Here is a 23,568-nt window from a genome sequence, read left to right as displayed (position 1 = left end):
ACGAAACATCGTATCGCTATTAGAGCTAATATGGCAGCAATTTATATCTAACGAAACACCATATCGCTATTTGGGCTAAATCGAGGCTAAAAGTCACTATTTTGGCTAAATAACGATCCCCAGTTTCGTTAGATTTCTCAGATGCTCTATTTCACCTAAATAGCGATACCACGTTTCGTTAGAAATTAGAAACCGAGTTCATATGTGATGAACAATGTGATTAATGATGTGAAATATCATAAGTTCGAGGAACTTTTTGAACTACCTATAATCTACGTTAAGGAGAGTGTCCTGTCGTGTCAGAAGCATATAAGAACGCCGGGGTGGACATCGCGGCTGGCAATGAAGCGGTAGAACGGATGAAGAAGCACGTCAAACGGACGTTCCGTCCGGAGGTCATGACCGACCTGGGCGGGTTCGGTGCTTTATTCGGCTTGAACAAGGATAAATATGAGGAGCCGGTGCTTGTATCGGGAACCGATGGCGTGGGAACGAAGCTGAAGATTGCCTTTGCGATGGACAAGCATGACACGATCGGTATCGATGCGGTGGCGATGTGCGTGAATGACATCGTTGTTCAAGGCGCGGAGCCGTTGTTCTTCCTTGATTATCTGGCCTGTGATAAGGTGGTTCCGGCCAAGATCGAAGCGATCGTTGCTGGAATTGCCGAAGGATGCCATGAATCCGGCTGTGCGCTGATCGGCGGAGAAACAGCCGAGATGCCAGGTATGTATGCAGACGGTGAATATGATATCGCTGGTTTCACAGTAGGTGTTGTAGATAAGAGTAAGATTGTTAACGGAAGCACAATTGCCTCTGGTGACGTTGTGATCGGCCTTGCTTCCAGCGGAGTCCATAGCAATGGCTTCTCGCTGGTACGCAAGCTGCTGTTGGAAGATGGAGGTTATGGCCTGCAGGATGAAGTAGCTGAGCTTGGTGGTGCGAAGCTGGGTGATGTGCTGCTGACGCCGACGAAGCTGTATGTGAAGCCTGTACTTGCTTTACTGGAGAAGGTTCAGGTGAAGGGCATGGCTCATATTACCGGCGGCGGCTTCATCGAGAATATTCCGCGCGTATTGCCGGAAGGGGTTAATGTCGAGGTCGATTATGGCTCCTGGCCGATTCAACCGATCTTCCCCCTGCTTCAGCAGCAAGGCAATGTCAGCAATCGCGATATGTTCACGACATTTAATATGGGAATCGGCCTGGTGATTGTTGTTGCCAAGGATCAGGCTGAGGCTGCTCTTGCTGCGCTTCGCGCTGCTGGAGAACACCCATATACTATTGGCCGTGTTACTGAAGGAAGTCGGGAAGTGACCTTCAAAGGGGCGCAAGTCTGATGGCTTCGTCTTTCCGGATTGCCATATTTGCTTCAGGTCAGGGCAGCAACTTCCAAACGATGGTAGAGGCGACACGGAGCGGAAAGCTTGATGCCGAGATCATGTTGTTGGTCAGTGATAAGGCGAACGCACCGGTTGTCGAACGAGCCCATAAGGCTGGCATTGACAGCTATGTGTTTGATCCGAAGGCTTATGCGAAGCGCGAAGATTATGAACTGGAAATTGCCGCTGAATTGGAGCGGAGGCAGGTCGATTTGGTGGTTCTTGCCGGTTATATGCGGCTACTGACGCCGGTACTGGTTGATCGGTATACAGGAAGAATGATCAATATTCATCCATCGCTGTTGCCCGCTTTTCCGGGCAAGGATGCTATTGGACAAGCCTGGGATTATGGTGTCAAAACGACCGGAATTACCGTCCATCTTGTAGATGGAGGCATGGATACCGGTGCTGTTATCGCCCAGAAAGCGGTTGAGATCGGGAACGAGGATAGTCTGGAATCCTTGGAAGAGAAGATTCACGCGGCTGAAAAGGAGCTGTACCCGGAGGTCGTCTCGTGGTTCGCAAAAGGACTGATTCATGTCGAAGGCCGTAAGGTTTCGATTTTACAAAAATAATTTGTTGTCATGCAGAGGTCACAGATCCATTAGAGCAACAAGACATCAATGCAATTTCGATATTTCCCGAGAAATATCGTGTCTATATTCGCCATTAAAGAGGAGGAAGCAATTCGTGGGTATCAAAAGAGCGTTGGTAAGTGTGTCGGATAAGACAGGCATCGTAGATTTTTGCCGGGAGCTGTCTCAGCTCGGCGTAGAGATTATTTCGACAGGAGGAACGAAAAGTCTGTTGTCGAAGGAAGGGGTTCCTGTTATAGGCATTTCCGATGTCACAGGCTTCCCGGAAATTCTGGACGGGCGCGTTAAGACGCTGCATCCGACCGTTCACAGCGGCTTGCTGGCGATTCGGGACAGTGCAGAGCATCAGGCGCAAATGAAGGAGTTGGGACTTGACTATATCGATCTGGTTGTTGTAAATCTGTATCCGTTCCAGGAGACGATTGCCAAGCCTGGTGTTGCATATGAGGAAGCGATCGAGAATATCGACATCGGCGGTCCAACCATGCTGCGTTCTGCGGCCAAGAACCATGCCTTCGTCAGCGTTGTTGTTGATGCGAACGATTATAGCCAAGTGTTGGATGAGATTCGTGATAGTGGAGACACAACGCTTGAAACCCGTAAACAGCTCGCGGCAAAAGTATTCCGTCATACAGCAGCCTATGATGCTCTTATTTCCGACTATTTGTCCAACAAGCTAGGTGAACCGCTTCCGGAACGTCTTACCGTTACCTATGAGAAGATTCAGGACCTTCGTTATGGCGAAAATCCACATCAAAAAGCCGCTTTCTACCGTAAGCCGCTGGCTGCTGTCGATTCATTGACGAATGCGGAGCAACTGCATGGCAAGGAATTGTCCTATAACAATATCAATGATGCCAATGCTGCGCTGCAGATCGTAAAAGAATTCACGGAACCGGCTGTCGTAGCGGTGAAGCATATGAATCCTTGCGGCGTAGGGATCGGAGAGAGTGTTTACGAAGCTTACCGTAAGGCTTATGATGCCGACCCGGTTTCCATCTTCGGCGGTATTGTGGCCGCAAATCGCATTATCGATGAAGATACGGCTAATTTGCTCAAGGATATTTTCCTGGAGATCGTTCTTGCACCAGGGTTCACAGATGAGGCGCTGACCTTGCTGACGCAGAAGAAGAATATTCGCCTTCTGAAGATCAGCGGTCTGGAACTGGCAGCGGATCGCAAGAGCCAGTACGTGGTTACTTCCATCGACGGCGGCATGATCGTACAAGAGAGTGATATTCACTCCTTGACGGAGGCTGACTTGCAGGTTGTAACGGATCGTAAGCCGACTGAAGAAGAGTTGAAGCAATTGCTGTTCGGCTGGAAGGTTGTTAAGCATGTTAAATCTAATGCGATTGTTCTAGCGAAGGATGACATGACAGTTGGCGTTGGTGCTGGACAAATGAATCGTGTAGGTTCAGCCAGAATTGCGATCGAGCAAGCAGGTGAGAAAGCGAAGGGCAGCGTGCTTGCTTCTGATGCATTCTTCCCAATGGGAGACACCCTGGAGGAAGCGGCCAAGGCTGGCATTACGGCGGTTATTCAGCCAGGCGGCTCGATCCGTGATGAAGAGTCGATTAAGGTAGCCAATGAGTATGGAATCGCTATGGTATTTACCGGGGTGAGACATTTTAAACACTAAGAGGCCTGAAGACGGCAGACCGCTGCGGCGGCCTGTCGTTTTTGATAGCTGTACTCGATTGTTCTTGCTTAGATACCGATAAGCGTCGTTGTTCGGCAGATAGACGCGCAAAAACCTGCATTTTTGCAGGAATTACGCATTAGTCAACAAAATAAGCAGTGGTAGAGGAGGAATTCGAATGGATATTCTAGTGATCGGCGGCGGTGGTCGTGAGCATGCGATTTGCTGGGCGCTGGCTAAGAGCCCGAAGGCAGACCGGATCTATTGCGCTCCGGGGAACGCCGGGATCGAACAAATTGCTGAGCTTGTGTCGATTCAGGTAGGAGAGTTTGAGCGGCTGGTTGCTTTTGCTGAAGAGAAGAAGGTTGGTCTCGTCGTGGTCGGGCCCGATGACCCGTTGGCGGACGGGATTGTGGATGCCTTCGAAGCGAAGCATATCCCGGTATTTGGACCGCGCAAGAATGCGGCACATATCGAAGGCAGCAAGACCTTCATGAAGGATTTGCTCCATAAATATAACATCCCCACTGCAGCCTATGAGAAATTCGACAACTATGAAGCGGCCTCGAATTATTTGCATAGTCAGCCTGTGCCGATCGTCATCAAGGCCGATGGCCTGGCGGCGGGCAAAGGAGTAACCGTAGCCTTTACTCGCGAGGAAGCAGAGGATGCGCTACGGAGCATTATGATCGACAAGGTGTTCGGCGAATCGGGCAGCCAGGTCGTGATTGAAGAGTTCCTGTCTGGTCAGGAAATGTCGATCCTCTCTTTTGTCGACGGTGAAGTCGTGCGTCCTATGGCGGCGGCCCAGGATCATAAGCAGGTCTATGACAATGACAAAGGCCCCAATACCGGTGGGATGGGTACATATTCGCCACTGCCGCATATTGCAGACAGCATCATTAAAGAAGCGGTTGAGACGATTATTAAGCCTACCGCTAAAGCGATGGTAGCGGAAGGACGCCCGTTCCGTGGCGTGTTGTTCGCGGGTCTCATGATCACGCCGGATGGCAAACCGAAGACGATTGAATTCAACGCGCGGTTCGGTGATCCCGAGACCCAGGTCGTTCTACCTCGCTTAAAGAGCGATTTGTTGGAAATTTTCCTTGCTGCGGTGAATGGTACGCTGGATCAAGTGGAGATTGAATGGAGCGATGAGGCCGCAGTTTGTGTCGTGCTGGCTTCCGGCGGCTATCCTGCTTCCTATCCGAAGGGCCTGCCAATCCACGGTTTGCAGGATGCTGGGCAGGAGCAGTCTCTAGTGTTCCATGCCGGAACAGCGAAAAATGCCGAAGGAGAATGGGTCACGAATGGCGGACGCGTACTTGGAGTCGTTGGGCTTGGGAAAGATATTGCCGAAGCTCGCGATAAGGCTTATGCCGCTGCCAATCAGATTGCATTTGAAGGTAAGCATAACCGTAGTGATATTGCTATGAAGGCATTGCGATAAGAGATCTTGAAATAGCTAGTTAGGATCGTTGAGCAGAAGCCCGAAAGTCGAACACTTAAAGAACAGTGTCCTCTTTCGGGTTTTTGTATTGAAATTTTTAGTATGTCTGTTGGTATGTCATTTCATAGTTAATATAGCGTTCAGTATGATTCCTATCATATTCCTCGCCATGGGGGCATAATTACCAATTTGATATATAATACAAGTATCTACCGCTGCCTATGTTCAAGCATCCAGGGTACATCGGTGGAACACTATTATAATTCAGAAGGAATCATAGAGTGATGGAAAATAATCTGCTAGACCCTATTTCTATATTGCTGGTGGACGATGAGCAGGGGCTGTGCGAAATGCTGACCGCTGTGTTAAAGAAGGAGGGCTTCCGCCTCATTCGGAGTGCGGGAACCGGGAGCGAAGCACTGCAAATATTAGCAGAGACAGTTATAGATGTGATCGTGCTTGATGTGATGCTTCCGGATGAAGATGGCTTCGAAATATGCCGAAAAATGCGGAAAATAACCGAATCGCCAATTCTATTTTTGACTGCAAGAGACACCGATTTGGACAAGCTGATGGGCTTTGGGATCGGTGGGGACGATTATATCACCAAGCCTTTTAACCCTTTGGAAGTGGTAGCCCGTATCAAAGCTCGTCTGAAATATCAGCTGCGGCAGCAAGACAAGACGGTTGCACCCCGGTCAGCCACGCTGGATTACAGCTATTTCCGGGTCGATCCTGAAGCGGGAGAACTGATCGTAGACGGTAAGCTGGTGGACTGTCCGGCACGCGAGTGGGAGCTGCTAATATTCCTATGCCGCCATCCGAACCGGATTTTTAGTACACGGCACTTATATGAAGCGGTCTGGAATGAGCCGTATCTTGGAGATGAGAAGACCGTCGTCATCCATATCTCCCGGTTGCGCAAGAAGATTGAACCCGATCCGGGTCACCCTCGATTTCTTGTGAACGTTAGGGGGCTTGGCTACAAACTGCTTCCCCCAAGGAAGGGACGGGAATGAACCGATGCTAAAAATGGCGACTCGCTTTATCCGGTTGGTTCTCGTGTTGGTGGCGACCTCCTTTTTTTCTTTTATTCTATTTACATATGTGCTTTTCTATCTTCGGGAAGCGATTGAACCGCTGCAGTTCATATCCACCAGAACCTTACTACTCACATTAGGACTCATTCAAATCCTCTTATTCATCATTGCTTGCGGCTGGTGCGTTGGCAAACCGCTGATCTATTTAATCCGCTGGATCAACCGGTTATCCCATGGGAATTATCTTCAGCCCGAACACCATTATCGCACAACATCCAAAGATCCTTTACATGAAAGAAACTATCGTTATCCTTATGCCTTATTCAAGGAATTGTTCGAGGAAATGAGCCAGTTTTCAGAGCAGCTGCATAACAGCGAGGTGGAGCGGCTGAATCTCGAGGCCAAGAAGCAGGAGTGGATCTCGTCCATCAGCCATGACCTCAAAACACCGTTGTCTTATGTTGAAGGTTATGCTCACCTGCTTACGGCGGGGGAATATGATTGGACCGATGAAGAGAAGCTGAGCTTCAGCAGGCAGATTAGCGATAAGACTGGTGAAATGAAACAGCTGATTCAGGATTTGAACTCTACCAGTCGCTGGTCGGTAGAGAGGTTCCCTATGAATCGACAAAGAGAGGATATCGTGAATTTCTTGCGCGATGTGGTCATTGATATGGCCAACCACCCTTTAGCTGAGCATAGTCAATTTACATTTACGACTTCAGAAGGAGTGTACATGATGGATTTCGACAGTAAGCTGTTGGGAAGAGCGATTCAAAATTTGCTGCTGAACGCCATGATCCATAATCCTTCTGGAACTGAGATTGCCTGCGATTTGGGGATACAAGAGGATCAATGTCTCATCGTAATTGAAGATAACGGGGCAGGGATCAATGAGTCCGTGCTGAGGCAGGACAGGTATCAGTCTGGTAAAGGAATCGCGATTGCCAGAGCGTTTATCGAAGCGCATTCCGGGCGTATGAACATCATGAGGGCTGATGGCGGGGGTACTAGAATTGAGATCGTGTTGACGAATTAGCTAGGCATAGAATTAGGCTGCTGTTAATGTCTCGTTTACCTGTTATTTACTCTGCGTTGCTACGCTTAAGACGGTAGTAATAATGCAGGGAGGAATAAGAGGATGACAGATTATGCAATAGACACTGATCAGTTATCACGCAGGTTTGGACAGCGGGAGACCGTGAAGCGGATCAATCTGAAGGTTCCGAGGCGGGAGATATATGGCTTCCTGGGGCCGAACGGGGCCGGGAAGACGACTACGATCCGAATGCTGCTGGGCCTGATTCGGTCTTCATCGGGAGAAATCCGTATTTTGGGTAAAGACCTGAACAAGAACCGAATGAATATATTACGAGATGTGGGCTCGCTCGTAGAATCCCCGTCCTACTATGCCCATCTTTCAGGCTATAAAAATCTACAAATCGTGACGCTGATGCACAGGGTCCCAGAGTCCAGAATCAAAGAGGTGCTGCATTGGGTTAGGCTGGAGCAGGCAGCCCATCGTCCGGTAAAGAGCTACTCGCTGGGGATGCGACAGCGGCTGGGCATTGCGATGGCGTTGATTACGGAACCGAAGCTGCTGATTCTGGACGAGCCGACAAACGGACTTGACCCATCCGGCATTCAGGAGATTCGCGAGTTGATCACCCGGTTGCCCCGGGATTTTGACATGACGGTTTTGCTTTCTAGCCATCTTTTGAGTGAAATTGAGCAGGTGGCAACCTATGTCGGGATTATTAATCAGGGGGAATTGATCTTTCAAGGGCCACTAGAGGAGCTGACGAAGCGGAGCAAGCCTCATGTATGGATCGAGGTGGATCGGCCGATAGAGGCGGCTGCTGCCTTACGCGATATCGGTTGGGATGCAGAGCCTTCAATAACGACAAACCAGCTTAGAACCTCTATAACTGAGCGGCGGCAGTCGGCTGAGATGATTCGCTATCTGGTTGGACAGCAATATGATCTCTACCGGGTAACGGAGAAGACCAAGACGCTTGAAGAGATCTTCCTTGAACTGACAGGTCAGGAGAACAGCTTATGAGACTAGAGCTTATGCGTGCAGAGGGGTTGAAGCTGAAGCGGTTATGTCGCTGGATTCCTTTCATACAGGGGAGCATTCTTATTAGCATGACGGCGCTGGAATGGTATTTATATTTTCGCCAAGGACCCGGAGGGGTCTATGCGGGGTTTGCGGTCATGTATATGTTCATATCATTTGTTTTCTTGTTGGGGATTACGCTTCTGGCTAGCATTATAGCAGGGACAGAGCATGAGACCAGGGCTTGGAAACAACTGCTTGCGATGCCGGTACCCAAGGGATCAATTTACCTGACAAAATTGGCCTGGATCTTCATTTTACAGCTATGTACTGTGGTTATTACGGTTGTTGGTATGTCTCTCATCTGGATATTGTATACGAATGAACCGCTGCCGTGGCGAATCATGCTCCTCCAGCCACTGTTTGTCTGCCTGTCATCCCTGCCGATGATGGCGATCCAGCTGTGGTTCTCAACTATATTCTCCAATCAGGCGCTGCCGCTCGCTCTAGGAATCTTTGGATCGATCTCTAGTCTGTTTCTGGCCCGAAGCAGCTCTTCTCTCATTCATTTTCTTCCTTGGTCGTATCCGGCTCTATCCAGTCCGCTCGTCCCTGGTCATGCCCAGTGGCTCGGTATATCGCTCGGTGTGGGAATATTATTATCCACCATGGGGGCTTGGATATTTGCCAGACGAGAGTTTGAATAGGGGGAACCGATGATATGAAAATGCTATTACATGCTGAGGCCATGAAAACTCAATGGATCATTGTTATTCTGCTAGTTTTGCTTGATACGCTTATCAATGGAGCTATGGGTGTGGAGCAGATGGGAAGTCTACAGGAATTTTTCACGCCAAGCTGGACCACTCTTTATATTCATAGTGTCAATCTTCATTCTATGTTTTTCTATCCTCTTTATTGTGGAATTCTTGCTTCATTACTTTGCATGTACGAGCACCGGGACGGAGGGTGGAAGGTCGTGTTGGGTTTTCCCGGACCACGCCGCAGAATATTTTATGCCAAATATCTGATGTTGATAGGCAATCTGGCGTTGGTACAGCTTGTATTCTTGCTGGGTTATTTTGTTGCGGGAATGCTGGTTGAGGCTCCAGGAGGTGTTCCTTGGGGGGCCTTGGTGTATACGGGGCTTGGGGGCTGGATCGGCATTCTTCCGCTTGCTGCTCTGCAGTTGATCGTCTCCATAAAAGTACGCAATTTTGGGGCTTCTCTCGCTTTGTCTATAGGTTGTGTCGTCCCAAATATCGTGCTGACTGGGTTTCATTCCTCGATTGGAGCCTGGTTTCCTTTCACCATCCCTTATTACGTGATGATGCCGCAGGCGGCTATTTATGCGCCAAGAATTGAGCCATACAGCTTATGGGTGATTGTGCTATTTACGGGAGCGGCGTACCTGCTGGTCGGGCAGCGCTTTTTTGAAAAAAGAGACTGGTTGTAGCATGATAGAAATAAGTAATTAGTACTTATGGGAAGAGGAGGAGCAGATATGAAGAGATGGAAAGTGGGCATTCTGCTGTTTGACGATGTGGAAGTCCTGGACTTTGCTGGACCGTTTGAGGTGTTTGCTGTGACAACAGCAAAGCAAGATGATGGGGAGCTATACAGTCCTTTTGAAGTAACGACTATTTCAGAGGATGGTGAGATGATTACGGCTCGGAACGGTTTGCAAGTACAGCCGGATTACAACTTCGGATCAGCACCTGCCTATGATTTGTTGGTCATTCCAGGCGGCATGGGCACAAGAGGGCTAGTGCACAATAAAGTGGTTGTAGCTTGGATCGCCGAGCGGTTTGCAGAAGTGCAGTGGATGACCTCGGTTTGCACCGGCGCCTTCTTACTGGCGGAAGCGGGCTTGCTTAAAGGCAAGCGTGCTACAACGCACTGGGCAAGCATTCAGAGAATGCGCGATACTTATCCTGCGGTCATAGTAGAGGAAGATGTCAAGTTCGTCGATGAAGACCGGATTGTAACCTCGGCTGGAATATCAGCCGGAATTAACATGGCATTTCATATGGTTAATCGTCTGCTTGGTAAAGAGGTAGCGAAGGAAACGGCGCGGAGGATGGAGTACGATATTGATCTGGATGAAGAGAAGTGACTCGCTCCTGACAGGGATAATTCTTAAGCCTTTGACAAATGTTAAAGCAGAAAGTTCTACATTATTCCAACATTGTCGGGAGGCGACCTAACGGATGAGTAAAGAGAGGAAGGACATGCTTCCGGTATCGCGCGAACAGGTGGAGGTTGAGGGTGTCTATACAGATGAACTTGGCCGCGAGGAGTATCTGCATAAGGGGGAGCAATTCCCTGCCGATCTGGTCCATGGGACGGTAGAATGGAAGCTGACTGAACTGGCCCAGATCAAGCATGCTGAAGGACGGACAGACCCCGAGTCGGATACAGAGGAAGATTAGTCCATAGGTTGGAATAAGTCGAACGTCCCCGAATTCATTTTTCGGAAGGGCGTTCGATTTGTTTTCACTACGGATGGATGAATTCATCGCGGATGTTCCGTATAATGGATAACTGAGGAGAGGTATTAATCGGGAGGACAAGCGATGAGCGTTACAACAGGGATTCATCATATTACAGCTATTGTGGGGGATGTTCAAGAGAGCGTTGATTTCTACGCCGGTGTTCTAGGTCTAAGGCTCGTGAAGAAAACGGTTAATTATGAGGCCCCGGATCTATATCATCTATATTTTGGAAATGAGAATGGAGACCCTGGAACGATTATGTCTTTCTATCCGCTGGAGAGTGACCATCAGGGTATTCTTGGCGGTGGTCAGGTTGGCGTCATCGTGCTTGCGGTTCCACCGGGAAGCATGTTCTATTGGCGTCAGCGGTTGAAGGACTTTGGGATTACATATATGGATCTGGTTCGTTTTGACGAGGAATACGTTCGGTTCGCCGATCCGTCCGGCCTACTGATCGATCTGGTTGAGTGCCAGGAAGGGCCGTTCAGTCTTTGGCAATTTGGTGGCATCCCGGAAGGCTATGCAATTAAGGGGTTGGCGGGTGCTTTATTGTTCAGCTGCAACAGTGCGAAGACGGCGGAGGTCCTTCAGGAGGTTCTGGGCCTTGATTACATCGGCGAGGAGGAAGGACTGCTGCGTTTCAAGGCAGCGGATAGCCTTGGCAATGTGATCGATTTAAATTCGGAAAACTTACCAAGAGGTTGTAGCGGTGCTGGGACCGTTCACCATATGGCCTGGCGGACGAAGGACAAAGAAGAGCAGATGAAATACCATGAGTTGCTTGAAGTAAGCGGCATGGAACCGACGCCGGTCATCGATCGCCAATATTATAAGTCCTTATTCTTCCGCGAGCCAGGGGGGATTCTGTTCCAGGTAGCTACGGATGGGCCAGGATTTGATAATGACGAGGCTCCGGAATCCCTGGGTAATGAGCTAATGCTGCCGGATGTGTATGAGGATCAGCGCGAGAGGATAGCGAAGCGCCTGAAGCCGTTCCAGGTCAGAGCGGTAAAGCCGGCGGAGAAATAGTGCTTGATCGATAAGCCGTTCGGGTGTAACTTTATAAAAACAATAAAATCGATCGAAGTAAAGTGAGGAGAAGAGGATGAACCAAACGGAACGGCAACCAGTTGGGATGGAGGATATCGTACGCGCTCATCATGTGTTGAAAGAGGTTGTAAAACGTACACCGTTGCAATTAGATGCGGCGCTGTCTGCCAAATATGAGTGCAATGTCTACTTAAAACGTGAGGATTTACAGGTTGTCCGCTCCTTTAAAATCCGCGGGGCTTACAATATGATCCGTAGTCTGAGCCAGGAGGAGTTGGCTAAAGGGATCGTATGTGCCAGTGCAGGCAATCATGCGCAGGGAGTCGCCTTCTCATGCAATGCGCTGGGAATCCAGGGTAAAATATATATGCCAAGCACGACGCCGAATCAAAAAGTGAAGCAAGTGAAGCGCTTTGGCGGTTCTGCGGTAGAAATCGTACTGACTGGCGACACTTATGATGATGCATATGAAGAAGCGATGAAAGCGTGCCGGGAAGGCGGGATGACGTTCATTCATCCTTTTGATGACCCGAAGATTGTAGCCGGCAACGGAACGATCGGAATGGAAATTATGGAGGGCCTTGACGCGCCGGCAGATTATATCTTCGTCACGATTGGCGGCGGAGGGCTGGTCTCCGGGGTGGGTACGTATATCAAGACCGTCAGTCCAGTGACAAAGGTAATCGGTGTAGAACCAGCCGGGGCTGCATCGATGTCAGAGGCGCTGAAGCAGCAGCAGGTCGTAACTCTGGAGGCGATTGATAAGTTCGTCGACGGGGCCGCGGTGAAGAGGGTCGGGGATTTGAACTACGCCATTTGCGCGGAGCTTCTGGATGAAATTGTTAAAGTCCCTGAAGGTAAGGCTTGTACGACCATTCTTGAGCTATACAATGACAGTGCGATTGTGGTAGAGCCGGCCGGAGCATTGCCTGTATCGGCACTTGATATGTACCGGGACCAAATCCGCGGCAAGACGGTAGTCTGCATCATTAGTGGCGGCAATAACGACATCGACCGGATGCAGGAGATGAAGGAGCGTTCGCTCATTTATGAAGGCTTGAAGCATTACTTCCTGATCAATTTCCCACAACGCGCCGGAGCACTTCGTGAGTTCCTGGAGGATGTGCTTGGACCGAATGACGATATCGCCCGGTTTGAATATACGAAGAAGCATAACAAGGAGAATGGCCCGGCCTTGGTTGGAATTGAGCTAAGCGACCAGGCGGACTATGGGGCGTTGATCGACCGGATGAAGTCGAAGAATATTGCCTATACCGAGCTGAATCGCGACTTGAATTTGTTTAACCTGCTGATTTGAGCAGGATATGAGGAATCCCTCTGCTGATAAGAGTGGACGAATATATAGTAATATTACAGAAAATTGAACAGCGATGTATACTTGAGCAGTCTGTGGCATTTCATGCCTGGGGCTGCTCTTTTTCTATGTCCATACGAGTCTTAAGGGTAAATGGGTGCGGGAATTGGGTAGGGCTATTTTGTATTGGTTTCATTCACCAAATAATTAGCGGCTACCTTGTTCAGAAAATAAGCGTAGCCCAATTGCCATTGCTCAAGCATATTTTTATGAATCGTCAACGATGAAAAACTCGGTTTGATTTAGAAAATCTTGCGATGTGGATGGATGCCCCATTTTTTCTAAAATGGATAAATGCGCTTTTACACGTTCGAAGACTTCCGGATCATTAGCGGGAAACCTTCCCGTAAGAACTGGATCATATCTTCGTTAAATGACTGTGCTTCCATATAATCTATCCTCTTGGAGGAGAGTCAATCCGTTATTTTCAGCTTATTTTGCAAATTTCAAGAATGGGCTTTACAATACCTCATTACTAGTGTACTATTCAACTATGACACTAATACAAATAAGGAGTGGCCGTAATGAATAAAGCGGTAAACCAGGTTGGAACAGGGTCTGTGAACGGAGCAGGTCATGTTGTCCTTCAAGTGAATGGAGTGACCAAGCAGATTGGACATAAGAAAATAGTCGATCGGCTGTCATTTGATATACATCAGGGTGAGATCGTTGGATTGCTTGGACCGAATGGAGCGGGTAAGACGACCACGATCCGTATGATTGTCGGATTAATCGGTATGAGCGAAGGTGACGTGCTGATTAAGGGGGAGAGCGTGAAGCGACATTTCGTGAAGGCGATTTCCCATGTCGGTGGTATTATTGAGAACCCGGAATTCTATCCCTATATGACAGGATACGATAATCTGAAGCAATATCAGCGTATGGCCAAGGGCATTACGGAAGAAAGAATCACCGAAGTTGTAAGACTGGTCGGGCTTCAGGATGCAATGAGGAAGAGAGTGAAGGCCTATTCGCTTGGAATGCGTCAGCGTCTCGGCATAGCTCAGGCTCTTCTGCATAATCCATCTATTCTGATTCTGGATGAGCCGACGAACGGACTGGACCCAGCGGGAATCAGGGAAATGCGCGACTACCTCAAAAGAATTGCCCGAGAGGAAGGCATCGCCATACTCGTCTCCAGTCATCTGTTATCGGAGATGGAATTGATGTGCAGCCGGGTTGTCGTCATTCAGGAAGGCAAGCTGGTTACTGTTAGAACGCTGGGCGATTCGTCCGCTGTAAAGGAAGAGGAACAAATTCAAGTCATGCTGCGTGTCAATGATGCAGAGCAGGCGAAGTTAAGACTCGTACGCATGGAGGAACTACGTGTGGTCGGGATCGATCCGGATCGGAATCAAGTTACGATTGCTGTACACGACAGAGATATCCCGAATGTGATCGATGTCTTGCGGAATGAAGGGGTCGCACTGTATCGGATTGAGGAAATGAAGGAATCGCTGGAAGACGAGTTCTTGAAATGGACGGGAGGAAGTCAAAGTGCATAAATTGGTCTTTAATGAATGGTTGAAATTGTTCAAGAAAAGAAGTTTTTTCATTGCGTATTTGGTTATTGCAGTTTTTGTCATCGGCGCTGCCTACTTTATAGCCAAATTGTCGGGAGACGAAGTGTTCAATGCACGGGATTTCGTCTTTATGGCTATGTCGCCTAGTGGATTTGGCACCCTGCTCCTCTTCCTGGTCGTTGTGGGAACGGCGGGGGTTGTCTCCAAAGAGTATGGTCAGGGAACAATTAAGTTGTTACTGATCCGTGCCCAGAGCCGAGGCAAGATTTTACTCTCCAAATATATTAGCATCGTCTTGTATATCTTGTCGTTGATGCTCACGATGTTCGTTATCTCCTTCATCACGGGTACGATTGCCTTCGGGGCGGGGGCTCCGAGCGTAAGCTGGAATGATATCGCTCAGACGGCGCTCTACACCTTGGTCTACACCGTAATTTATGCAACAATTACGTTTATGTTAGGTGTACTCACCCGTTCTACTGGAATAACGGTCGGGCTCACCATGTTCTTGATGATGCTAGAGGGTCTGATTGTCGGCATTCTTGCGAAATATTCCTTTACGAAGTATTTGATCTTTGCGAATACCGATTTGTCCAAATATGTGGACGGCGGTTCACCGCTGCCGGGGATGACGATGAGTTTCTCCGTAATCGTTATTGCGGTATATATGGCATTGTTTCTTATGGTAAGTTTTGTTACCTTTAAAAAACGGGATGTTGCATAGGTCAAAGTGGCCTAGGAACATGACGGATGAAAGGAGCCAACGGATCGTGAGCATAGAATTTGATAACAATCTACCGATCTATTTGCAGATCATGAATTTTATCAAGAAAGAGATTGTCACTGGAAAGTTGAAGGCCGGGGATAAGATCCCATCGGTTCGTGAGCTTGCGGCCGAGCTGCAAATCAATCCGAATACGGTACAACGAACATTTCAGGAACTGGAGCGTGAGGAAGTCGTGGAGACAAGACGCGGGCTAGGAAGATATGTGACGAGTGAGGAAGCGAAGATTATGACGATCAAGAAGGAAATGGCCGGGGACCTGCTGGATAATTTCATTAACGGAATGCAGGAATTGGGCTTCTCCAATAAGGATATTGCAAGTATCGTTGCGGAAGCCGTTGAAATAAAGAGTGAATAGAGAGAGGAGAGAGGATATGGATAATCTGCTACAATTCCAGAGCGTATCTAAATCCTACGGATCGAGAAAAGCTTTGAACGATGTATCCTTCAGTATCGGTCCCGGTAAAATTATCGGCCTGCTCGGTACGAACGGAAGCGGTAAAAGCACATTGATGAAGATAACCGCTGGACTACTGCCGGTATACTCCGGAAGCGTAACGGTAGCTGACCAGCCGCTTGATCTGAATACGAAATCGATCGTCTCGTTCATGCCGGACCGTCCTTTGACGGAATCCTGGATGAAGGTCAGGGATGCGATTACGTTCTACAGTGATTTCTATACAGATTTCGATATGGCAAAAGCACTGCAAATGCTTGATTTCATGAATTTAAATCCAAAGGACCGCATCAGTTCTTTATCCAAAGGGATGAATGAACGACTGCAATTAACATTGGCCCTGTCCAGAAATGCCAAGCTTTATTTGCTGGATGAACCGATTGGCGGAGTGGACCCGGTAGCCAGAACGAAGATTCTTGATGCCATTGTGGAGTTCTATAGCGAAGACAGCAGCTTGATCATATCGACGCATCTGGTGAAGGATATTGAACGGATCTTTGACGAGGTGATCTTCATCAAGAATGGAGAGCTTGTGCTTCATGAGGAAGTGGAGGAGCTGCGACTCAAGCATGGCAAGAGCGTGGACGATATGTTCAAGGAGGTGTTTGCCGAATGATGAGACTGCTCAAGTACGATTGGAAGAAGAATTCAACGATGCTGCTAAGTACAGCTGTTATTTTGATCCTTGCCGAAGCAGGATTAACAACGTTTAGTTATACCCGGGGATGGGAAGAGGGAATCACCATTGGACTTAGCATTATGCTGTATGTCTTCGTTTCTATGCTGGCAATCATCATGACTTATAGAACCTTCTTTAGCAATGCCAAGTCATATAGCCGCAGACTGCTTCCTGTCCGTACGATATGGAGTGTTCTTTCCCCAATGGTTCTGGGATTGTTGGTACTGATTGGGCTAGGGATTCTCATATGTATCCATATTGGAATCTTTAGTCTGATCTATGGGGTTCCTGATCTTAAGGGAATTTCTACGGAAGTAACCCCCGAACTCTTGAAGATAACAGCGATATTTATATTCCAGGTGTTCTGGGCCTATCTCTTCTCCTATATGGCTATAGCTCTATCCATAGCGATCGCATTAATGTTCCAACGAGGTAGAGTATGGATCGGAATTCTGAGCTTCATTGTTATACAGAATGTAATCAGCTGGATTATGTCCGTGCTGTTCCAAGTGAACTTCGGAGGTATTCCATTCCTCAACGTCAATGTTCAATCTAATCTGATGGTGGGCGGAGAGGTGGTCTTTCCAAATGACATCATGCTCATAAATTGGGGAGAAACCTTGCTAGAAGCAGTCTTCATCGTCCTGATGCTGTATGGAACCGTCCTGCTGCTGAACCGCAGAGTAGAAGCTTAATCGCAGCAAGATATTGATAGCCTAGCAATACAATGAAATAATCCCTTTCAAGAAGTCTCAACTGAACCTATTGGCTCGTATAGAGGCTCCGTGAGAGGGATTTTTATTTTTCCTGAGAGGCAGTATACGCTCTCGACAGGCAAGCCAGCGTTTGTCGCGAATCTGATGCAGTGGAGCCTCGCCCGGAAGGCGTTGCCGATCCGATAATGTCTGATAGATTTGCGGTTCATAGAACCGAAGAGAGATTTGCCAAGAGGAGCGAACTATGTCAGTATAGTACGATAGTTGTTTATAGAGGTTGAGTTTTTTTGCTGGAGTTACATGGACAACTGACAATTATGAATGGAGGACATGAAGCTATGCCTTTCCCAAATTGCCCGAAATGTAATTCTGAGTACACGTATGAGGATAGAGACATGCTTGTCTGCCCCGAATGTAGCCACGAGTGGTCTGCTGAATCATCCAGTGTTGGGAATGAAGATGCGAGAGTCGTGACGGATGCCCACGGCAATGTTCTAAGCGATGGCGATTCTATTACTGTAATCAAGGATTTGAAAGTAAAAGGAAGCTCATCGGTCATCAAAATCGGTACAAAGGTGAAAAATATCCGTCTGATCGAGGGCGATCATGATATTGACTGTAAAATTGACGGCTTCGGCGCGATGAAATTGAAGTCGGAATTTGTTAAAAAGATCTAGTAAGAGCACGAAAAAATACAGTCCGCGTCTCCTAGGAGATCGGGCTGTATTTTTGTTTAGTAACGGTATATACTCATCCGGTTGCCATCGGGATCGACACGAAAGTCAGTAACTTTATTTGCTGCGTCGTGCGAAGATGAAGATTTGACCAAGCAGACCGATGATAAAGATGATCAAGCTCTGCCAAGGGGTAACAACGAAGGATGGCATAATCTGGTTGAGCAGCAGGCCTACAGCAACGACGGCCAGGGCGATAATAATATAAATGCCGAAGGCTCTCATATCGAAAAATTTACGCGGCTGCATCGGGTCTGAAGATGGTGCGGCTTTCTTGGCGCCATCGTCCTCTTGCCCTGGCCCGAGAAACCGGGTAATCGATTCGATAAATACGATGGCCAGTCCGGCGATTAACACCAGGATTCCGCTGTTTATGGTTGTATTGGCTAGTTCACCTCCGAACCATTTGCCGAAGAAGCCGGTAATCATAAAGATGAAGAATACCCAGGTAATCGTAACCCATGGGATCATAATGTAGTATTTAATCTTCTCTCTTAAAGTCCGAGGCCTGCGCATTTTGACATCGTCGATAAGTTGTGTGCAGTAAGCTGCAGCACTTGCTCCAAATAATTGGTCGGCGTTAACACCCTTACGCTCGTGCTTGCAGATCTTCTGCACCAGGTAGAGCAGCAGCTCTTCCTTCTTGACATCGCTGATCTCTTCCTCTTTACGAATATACTTGCTCATTTCCTGAAAATAAGCTGCATTCTTTTGATTCATTTGCTGGCTGAGTTGTTCAACTCTAGCAGCTCTCTCTTGAGTGTTCAATTAAGACCCTCCAACTATGCTGATATTGTTCAATAGTATACGGTACTCCTGGATCGAATCGCAAGGAAAGCGATGTAAATGTACAGGAGAAGCCCGATAAATCAGGTGAAAATATAAATCGTACAGAAACGAATCGAAAAAAAATGTACTAATTACTAATTTAAAGTATAAATTTATATTGAATAAATTAATGAGTAATATATAATGTACTCATTATTAAATATAAGTACAGTTGGAGGTTGGAGGACATGGACGCGATCTCGGTATCTGGTCTATCGAAGTACTATGGCAAGAAGATCGGTGTAGAAAATGTCGGCTTTACCGTGTCTAAGGGGGAGAAATTCGGGTTTATTGGTCCAAATGGCGCTGGTAAGTCTACGACGATTCGTATGTTGATGCAGCTTCTGCATCCGTCCGGTGGAGAGATCTCTCTCTTCGGCAAGCCACTTGGCAAGGAGAACCCGGACATACGCAGCAGAATTGGTTACCTGCCCTCCGAGGTCCAGTATGACAGTGATATGAGTGGCCATCAGGTGCTAAAATTTGCTGCCCGGGCTTACGGCATGAATCTGCAGGATACAATGGCGCTGAAGATGGCGGAACGACTGCAGCTCGATCTGAGCCGCAAGGTTCGCGATTACTCTCTTGGGAACCGCAAGAAGCTGGGGATTGTGCAATGTCTTCAACATCGGCCGGAGCTGGCCGTACTCGATGAGCCGACATCGGGTCTGGATCCACTCATTCAACATGAATTCTTCAACCTCTTGAGCGAATTGAATAAAGAAGGAATGACCGTATTCTTCTCTACGCATGTTCTGTCTGAGGTAGAGAGGTTCTGTGATCGGGTAGCTTTTATTCGGGAAGGTAAGCTGCTCAGAGTATCCCGGGTGGATGAGATTGCGGAGCGACTGCTGCGCAAGTTTACAGTAATATTGCGGGATCAGGGGAACCTCATTGACAAGCTGGCATTGAATCAATTGGATCCGAATGTCGAGTATCAGCACGGTGAGCATACCTTCCAGGTATCAGGCCCAATCGAGCCTGTACTAAGGATGTTGGCCGATGCCGGAGTGAATGATCTGCGTGTAGAGCGGCCATCTCTGGAAGAGATATTTATGAAGGATTATTCGGAGCATACGGAGGGAGAGCAATGAGAGGCATGATTGGAAATTTGGTCAGGAATGAATGGTGGGTAAATCGTCGCAATTTCGTGATCGCTCTTTTCATCATCGTCGGCTTTCAGGTGCTATTCACCGGTGTGTCGGATATTTATCTGCAGAATGATGATATCGTCAAATTGATGGAGACCATTCCTTCTGCCATGCTGGAAGCCTTCGGTATGCATCCGGAGCAGATGACCAGCTTTGAGGGCTGGATGAGCAGCGAGCCGCTTCTGTTCTACCAGATGCTGTTCGGCGGATTTGCCGCTGTATGGGGGAGTCAGACGATCGCACGTGAGCGGGGAAATAAGACACAGGATTTCTTGTTCACGCTACCCTATACACGTACGCAAATTTTTCTGTCCCGGGTGCTGGCGCATTTGGTGCAGATGTTCGTCGTATTTCTCATTGTTATGGGCTCCGTCTATTTATTTGGCTCTATATTTAGCACAGTCGGTAATCCAGAAGCAGTTCTTGTCATGATGCTGTCCGGCTTGCTAGTGGCGATGGCCTTTGCTGGAATTGGATATCTGTTCACAACGCTGGTCCGCACAGAGCGGGCGGCCATGTCGATCAGCATCGGTATCGTTATTGTATCCTTCCTGCTGAAGATGCTCTCTGGGCTAAGTGAATCCATCTCCTGGCTATCGAAATGGAGTTTATTTAATATTTTTGATAGCCTCAGAATGGCAACCGAATCGCACCTTTCCTGGATAGGGGTAGTTATCTGCTTATTGGTTTATTTTCTTGGAATTGCGATTGCTGCATTTTTGCTTCGTCGGCAGGATATTTAGTTTATAATATATAGAATGTGAGAATGTGATATTGAACAAAGGAGGCGTACTGTCCGTGACTAACGGAAAAAAAGAGCAAATCATACGGACGGCGCGCAGGCTGTTTTATGAGCAGGGGATTGTAAGCACGAGTATGGATCAAATTGCCGAGGCTGTACCTGTTTCAAAAATGACCATTTACAAATATTTTGGCAGCAAGGATGGCTTGATCGAGCAGGTAGTTATGGCGATCAATGAGGAGACGCATGCGGATTTTGCGCAAATGATGGAGCAATCCAATGATGCGATTGAACTCATGCACTATCTGCTTCGTTATCAGAAAATGAATGACTATTCTGCCGAATTTATCAATGATCTGGTCAATGTATATCCGGAATATACACAGCAAATGATTGAATATAATGAGCAGAAGAACATGCCGCTATTCGAGGAGATGGTGTTCCGTGGCCAGCAGAACGGGCAAATTCGTAAGGATATCTCACCGCACTTGCTGGTGCTGTACCTGTCTTCCATGAAGGAATTCATGGCGAAGCCCGGTCGTCTGGAGCCATTTACGAATATGAACGTACTGGCAGATCAATTCATATCGCTGCTGATTCATGGCATTTCTAATACGCCGTTTACGACAGAACCTCCAAAAGAAATAGGATGAACTTTTTTAAAATTTGAGTTGAATTATGTTGTAGAGAGCACCGCTTTGAAGCGGTGCCTTTTTGTATTTTTCGTGAACATCGCATAAAAAAGCATACATCAAGACGAAACTACATCATCACGGAAATTTGTTAAACAGGAGGAAAGTATCCATGGAGAACGAAGCGGAATTAACACGCCGTTACTTGCTCAACAGTCATTCACGGGGCAGTCTGGAGGAAGTCGTAAGCGAGGATGAGCAATTGGAGCTGGCGGATGGCCGGGAACAGGCGATCCAGATCTCCGAGGATATCCCTCCAACACTGTTTGAAGAAGAACAATCAGGAAAAGAGAAGATCGCATATTATCTCAGACAATACTATAGCTGATAATTGACACCCTGTTATTCGCGATGATAATATAAAACCAATAATTCATATTAAAATTATCGGAATAATATTTATCGCAGTAACGGGGAGGAATAGAAATGGAACGGCAAATCATCATACAGCATGGAACTGAGGAAATTGCGGCGAGTGTTCACTACCCGGTCTTGGTTAAAGCAGAAGGGCGATGCAAGAACCGTATGCCTTTGGTTATTATTTGCCATGGCTTCGTAGGCAGCCGGATTGGCGTTGACCGTTTGTTCGTAAAGACGGCACGGGAGCTGGGGCAGGCAGGATCTATGGTCGTCCGCTTCGATTATATCGGCTGTGGGGAGAGCAGTGGGGATTATGGCCGCGAGAGTGTAGATTCCATGATCGCACAGACGAGAGACGTGCTTGATTATTCGCTGGGACTTGGCGACATTGATCCGGAACGGGTGACGTTGATTGGCCATAGTCTGGGCGGGATGATTGCTTTGCTGACAGCTGCCCGTGATCGGCGCGTCAAAAATCTGGTGATGTGGTCAGCCGTAGGCTATCCATTCAATGATATCGTCAAGATTACGAGCCGCAAGCTGTATGATGAAGCGATAACGAGAGGCAAGGTCGATTATTTGGGCTATGGTCTCACACCGCAGTTCTTTGAATCGCTCGCCGCCTATCAGCCGTTCCAAGAGGCGAAGAAATTCACTGGCGATGTACTCGTCATTCACGGTACCTCTGATGATGCGATTCCCGTCGATTATGCCTTTTTGTACCAAAAGGTGTTCTGGATGCGGTCTGAAGGGCGCTGCGATAAGGAGATTATTTTCCAGGCGGATCATACGTATTCGAGTGGTGGGCATCAGCAGCAGCTGATCCATAAGACAAGAGATTGGCTCGGCGGGCTTGAGAACGCTCATCGCGAGTGGCAAGACTGGATGATCTAATTTCCTGATTTACTTCGTGATCAAAGGTGTTAGTGGGAACTAGTAAATACCGACATATAGGGATACAATGAAGATGTAACCATTCTGGTGCCCTGGAGGTATGTATGATGACTCAGCCTGCAATGTTTCTCGCGCACGGGTCCCCTACACTCGCGATTGAAGACAACAACTATACCCGATTTCTGAAGCAATTGATACAGCAATTGCCGCGTAGACCCAGGGCTGTCGTTGTGTTCTCAGCCCATTACGATTCACCTGTTCAGGCTGTAAGCAATGATGATGTTCATGAGACGATGCATGATTTCTATGGATTCCCGGAGGAAATGTACGGCATACATTACCCAGCTCCCGGAGACAGGGAACTCAGTAAGCAGATCGGAGACCTGTTCGCCGACAATAATCTCCCGTATGAGATGTCCTCGGGAAGAGGGTTGGACCATGGAGTCTGGGTGCTCCTTCGTATGTTGTTCCCTAAGGCAGATGTGCCTGTAGTGGAGCTGTCGGTGGATTCCAGACGTTCTCCTGCAGAGCAATATGCAATTGGCAAAATGTTGACCCGACTACGTCAGGAGAATGTGCTTGTCATTGGCAGCGGCGGTCTAGTGCATAATTTACGGCTGCTGGAATCCGGAGCGTCCTCGCCCGCTGATTGGGCGGTAGAATTTGATAAATGGATTGGCGAGCAGCTGCAGGACTGGAATCTGCGGATGTTGTTTGATTATGAGCGGCGGGCTCCGCATGTGCGGAAGGCGGTTCCTGCCTACGCAAATGAGCATTTCGCCCCCTTGTTGTATGCGATGGGAGCTGCGGATGATGAGCGTAGAGCGGTGAAGCTGTTCCAGGATTACCAATATGGCAGTATAAGTCTGAACTGCTGGGTATTCGGTGGAATGGTATCGAAATGATCGGATGATACGCT

At 48.0% G+C, this 23,568-nt stretch carries 26 protein-coding genes; 25 read left to right on the top strand and 1 reads right to left on the bottom strand.

What is annotated here, in order from left to right:
- The first annotated feature begins 296 nt into the window (after positions 1-296).
- The 19 genes from purM to ABD014_RS22695 all read left to right on the top strand — a co-directional run bounded on the left by purM (position 297) and on the right by ABD014_RS22695 (position 17,925).
- The gene (gene purM, locus ABD014_RS22785; RefSeq protein WP_343865194.1) at positions 297-1,340 is read left to right on the top strand and encodes a phosphoribosylformylglycinamidine cyclo-ligase; all 1,044 of its coding nucleotides are present in this window, start codon (positions 297-299) and stop codon (positions 1,338-1,340) included.
- The gene (gene purN / locus ABD014_RS22780; RefSeq protein WP_343865192.1) at positions 1,340-1,957 is read left to right on the top strand and encodes a phosphoribosylglycinamide formyltransferase; all 618 of its coding nucleotides are present in this window, start codon (positions 1,340-1,342) and stop codon (positions 1,955-1,957) included. Before purM ends, purN begins: the two co-directional genes overlap by 1 nt.
- Positions 1,958-2,072: 115 nt before the next feature.
- The gene (purH, locus tag ABD014_RS22775; RefSeq protein ID WP_343865190.1) at positions 2,073-3,620 is read left to right on the top strand and encodes a bifunctional phosphoribosylaminoimidazolecarboxamide formyltransferase/IMP cyclohydrolase; all 1,548 of its coding nucleotides are present in this window, start codon (positions 2,073-2,075) and stop codon (positions 3,618-3,620) included.
- A 178-nt stretch (positions 3,621-3,798) separates the two neighbouring features.
- Positions 3,799-5,070, top strand: coding sequence for a phosphoribosylamine--glycine ligase (gene purD / locus ABD014_RS22770; RefSeq protein WP_343865188.1), 1,272 nt, complete (start codon positions 3,799-3,801; stop codon positions 5,068-5,070).
- Positions 5,071-5,354: 284 nt separating this feature from the next.
- Complete coding sequence (locus ABD014_RS22765; protein WP_343865327.1) at positions 5,355-6,089, top strand: response regulator transcription factor; 735 nt, start codon at positions 5,355-5,357, stop codon at positions 6,087-6,089.
- A 4-nt stretch (positions 6,090-6,093) separates the two neighbouring features.
- Positions 6,094-7,149 carry a sensor histidine kinase gene (locus ABD014_RS22760; protein ID WP_343865186.1) on the top strand — a complete coding sequence of 352 codons (1,056 nt, stop codon included), beginning with the start codon at positions 6,094-6,096 and terminating at the stop codon, positions 7,147-7,149.
- Positions 7,150-7,251: 102 nt separating this feature from the next.
- Complete coding sequence (locus ABD014_RS22755) at positions 7,252-8,172, top strand: ABC transporter ATP-binding protein (RefSeq protein WP_343865184.1); 921 nt, start codon at positions 7,252-7,254, stop codon at positions 8,170-8,172.
- On the top strand, positions 8,169-8,876 hold the full coding sequence (locus ABD014_RS22750) for an ABC transporter permease (RefSeq protein ID WP_343865182.1): 708 nt from the start codon (positions 8,169-8,171) through the stop codon (positions 8,874-8,876). Before ABD014_RS22755 ends, ABD014_RS22750 begins: the two co-directional genes overlap by 4 nt.
- A gap of 14 nt (positions 8,877-8,890) precedes the next feature.
- Entirely contained in the window at positions 8,891-9,625 is a 735-nt protein-coding gene (locus tag ABD014_RS22745) for an ABC transporter permease (RefSeq protein WP_343865180.1), read from the top strand.
- A 48-nt stretch (positions 9,626-9,673) separates the two neighbouring features.
- Positions 9,674-10,285 carry a DJ-1/PfpI family protein gene (locus ABD014_RS22740; protein ID WP_343865178.1) on the top strand — a complete coding sequence of 204 codons (612 nt, stop codon included), beginning with the start codon at positions 9,674-9,676 and terminating at the stop codon, positions 10,283-10,285.
- Positions 10,286-10,379: 94 nt separating this feature from the next.
- The gene (locus ABD014_RS22735; RefSeq protein WP_343865176.1) at positions 10,380-10,601 is read left to right on the top strand and encodes a hypothetical protein; all 222 of its coding nucleotides are present in this window, start codon (positions 10,380-10,382) and stop codon (positions 10,599-10,601) included.
- A gap of 144 nt (positions 10,602-10,745) precedes the next feature.
- Entirely contained in the window at positions 10,746-11,693 is a 948-nt protein-coding gene (locus tag ABD014_RS22730) for a VOC family protein (RefSeq protein ID WP_343865174.1), read from the top strand.
- Between the two features lie 76 nt (positions 11,694-11,769).
- Positions 11,770-13,032: a threonine ammonia-lyase IlvA gene (ilvA, locus tag ABD014_RS22725; RefSeq protein WP_343865172.1), complete on the top strand. Its 1,263-nt coding sequence runs from the start codon at positions 11,770-11,772 to the stop codon at positions 13,030-13,032.
- Between the two features lie 581 nt (positions 13,033-13,613).
- On the top strand, positions 13,614-14,594 hold the full coding sequence (locus ABD014_RS22720; protein ID WP_343865170.1) for an ABC transporter ATP-binding protein: 981 nt from the start codon (positions 13,614-13,616) through the stop codon (positions 14,592-14,594).
- Positions 14,587-15,336: an ABC transporter permease gene (locus ABD014_RS22715; RefSeq protein WP_343865168.1), complete on the top strand. Its 750-nt coding sequence runs from the start codon at positions 14,587-14,589 to the stop codon at positions 15,334-15,336. Before ABD014_RS22720 ends, ABD014_RS22715 begins: the two co-directional genes overlap by 8 nt.
- 46 nt (positions 15,337-15,382) lie before the next feature.
- Positions 15,383-15,754 (top strand): GntR family transcriptional regulator, encoded by a 372-nt coding sequence (locus ABD014_RS22710; protein WP_343865166.1) that lies wholly within the window; start codon positions 15,383-15,385, stop codon positions 15,752-15,754.
- Between the two features lie 16 nt (positions 15,755-15,770).
- A complete protein-coding gene (locus ABD014_RS22705) occupies positions 15,771-16,469 on the top strand; it encodes an ABC transporter ATP-binding protein (protein WP_343865164.1) in 699 nt (232 codons plus the stop codon).
- Positions 16,466-17,227, top strand: coding sequence for a hypothetical protein (locus ABD014_RS22700; protein WP_343865162.1), 762 nt, complete (start codon positions 16,466-16,468; stop codon positions 17,225-17,227). Before ABD014_RS22705 ends, ABD014_RS22700 begins: the two co-directional genes overlap by 4 nt.
- Positions 17,228-17,586: 359 nt before the next feature.
- The gene (locus tag ABD014_RS22695) at positions 17,587-17,925 is read left to right on the top strand and encodes a zinc ribbon domain-containing protein YjdM (RefSeq protein ID WP_343865160.1); all 339 of its coding nucleotides are present in this window, start codon (positions 17,587-17,589) and stop codon (positions 17,923-17,925) included.
- A gap of 114 nt (positions 17,926-18,039) precedes the next feature.
- Here the strand turns inward: ABD014_RS22695 and ABD014_RS22690 are convergent, their stop codons facing one another.
- Entirely contained in the window at positions 18,040-18,750 is a 711-nt protein-coding gene (locus tag ABD014_RS22690) for a DUF1129 family protein (RefSeq protein ID WP_343865158.1), read from the bottom strand.
- 248 nt (positions 18,751-18,998) lie between these two features.
- On the opposite strand from ABD014_RS22690, the gene ABD014_RS22685 reads away from it, so the two are divergent.
- The 6 genes from ABD014_RS22685 to ABD014_RS22660 all read left to right on the top strand — a co-directional run bounded on the left by ABD014_RS22685 (position 18,999) and on the right by ABD014_RS22660 (position 23,554).
- On the top strand, positions 18,999-19,904 hold the full coding sequence (locus ABD014_RS22685) for an ABC transporter ATP-binding protein (RefSeq protein WP_343865156.1): 906 nt from the start codon (positions 18,999-19,001) through the stop codon (positions 19,902-19,904).
- The gene (locus ABD014_RS22680; RefSeq protein WP_343865154.1) at positions 19,901-20,704 is read left to right on the top strand and encodes an ABC transporter permease subunit; all 804 of its coding nucleotides are present in this window, start codon (positions 19,901-19,903) and stop codon (positions 20,702-20,704) included. Before ABD014_RS22685 ends, ABD014_RS22680 begins: the two co-directional genes overlap by 4 nt.
- A gap of 55 nt (positions 20,705-20,759) precedes the next feature.
- Positions 20,760-21,356 (top strand): TetR/AcrR family transcriptional regulator, encoded by a 597-nt coding sequence (locus ABD014_RS22675; RefSeq protein ID WP_343865152.1) that lies wholly within the window; start codon positions 20,760-20,762, stop codon positions 21,354-21,356.
- Positions 21,357-21,507: 151 nt separating this feature from the next.
- On the top strand, positions 21,508-21,723 hold the full coding sequence (locus ABD014_RS22670) for a hypothetical protein (protein WP_343865150.1): 216 nt from the start codon (positions 21,508-21,510) through the stop codon (positions 21,721-21,723).
- A gap of 98 nt (positions 21,724-21,821) precedes the next feature.
- Positions 21,822-22,649 carry an alpha/beta hydrolase family protein gene (locus tag ABD014_RS22665; RefSeq protein ID WP_343865148.1) on the top strand — a complete coding sequence of 276 codons (828 nt, stop codon included), beginning with the start codon at positions 21,822-21,824 and terminating at the stop codon, positions 22,647-22,649.
- A gap of 107 nt (positions 22,650-22,756) precedes the next feature.
- Positions 22,757-23,554, top strand: a complete 798-nt coding sequence (locus ABD014_RS22660) for a dioxygenase family protein (RefSeq protein ID WP_343865325.1) — start codon at positions 22,757-22,759, stop codon at positions 23,552-23,554.
- Positions 23,555-23,568 lie beyond the last annotated feature (14 nt).

Source organism: Paenibacillus motobuensis, assembly GCF_039521865.1.
GTDB lineage: Bacteria > Bacillota > Bacilli > Paenibacillales > Paenibacillaceae > Fontibacillus > Fontibacillus motobuensis.
Note: the sequence above shows the minus strand (reverse complement) of the source record. Positions and strands in the feature narration are given on the sequence as shown.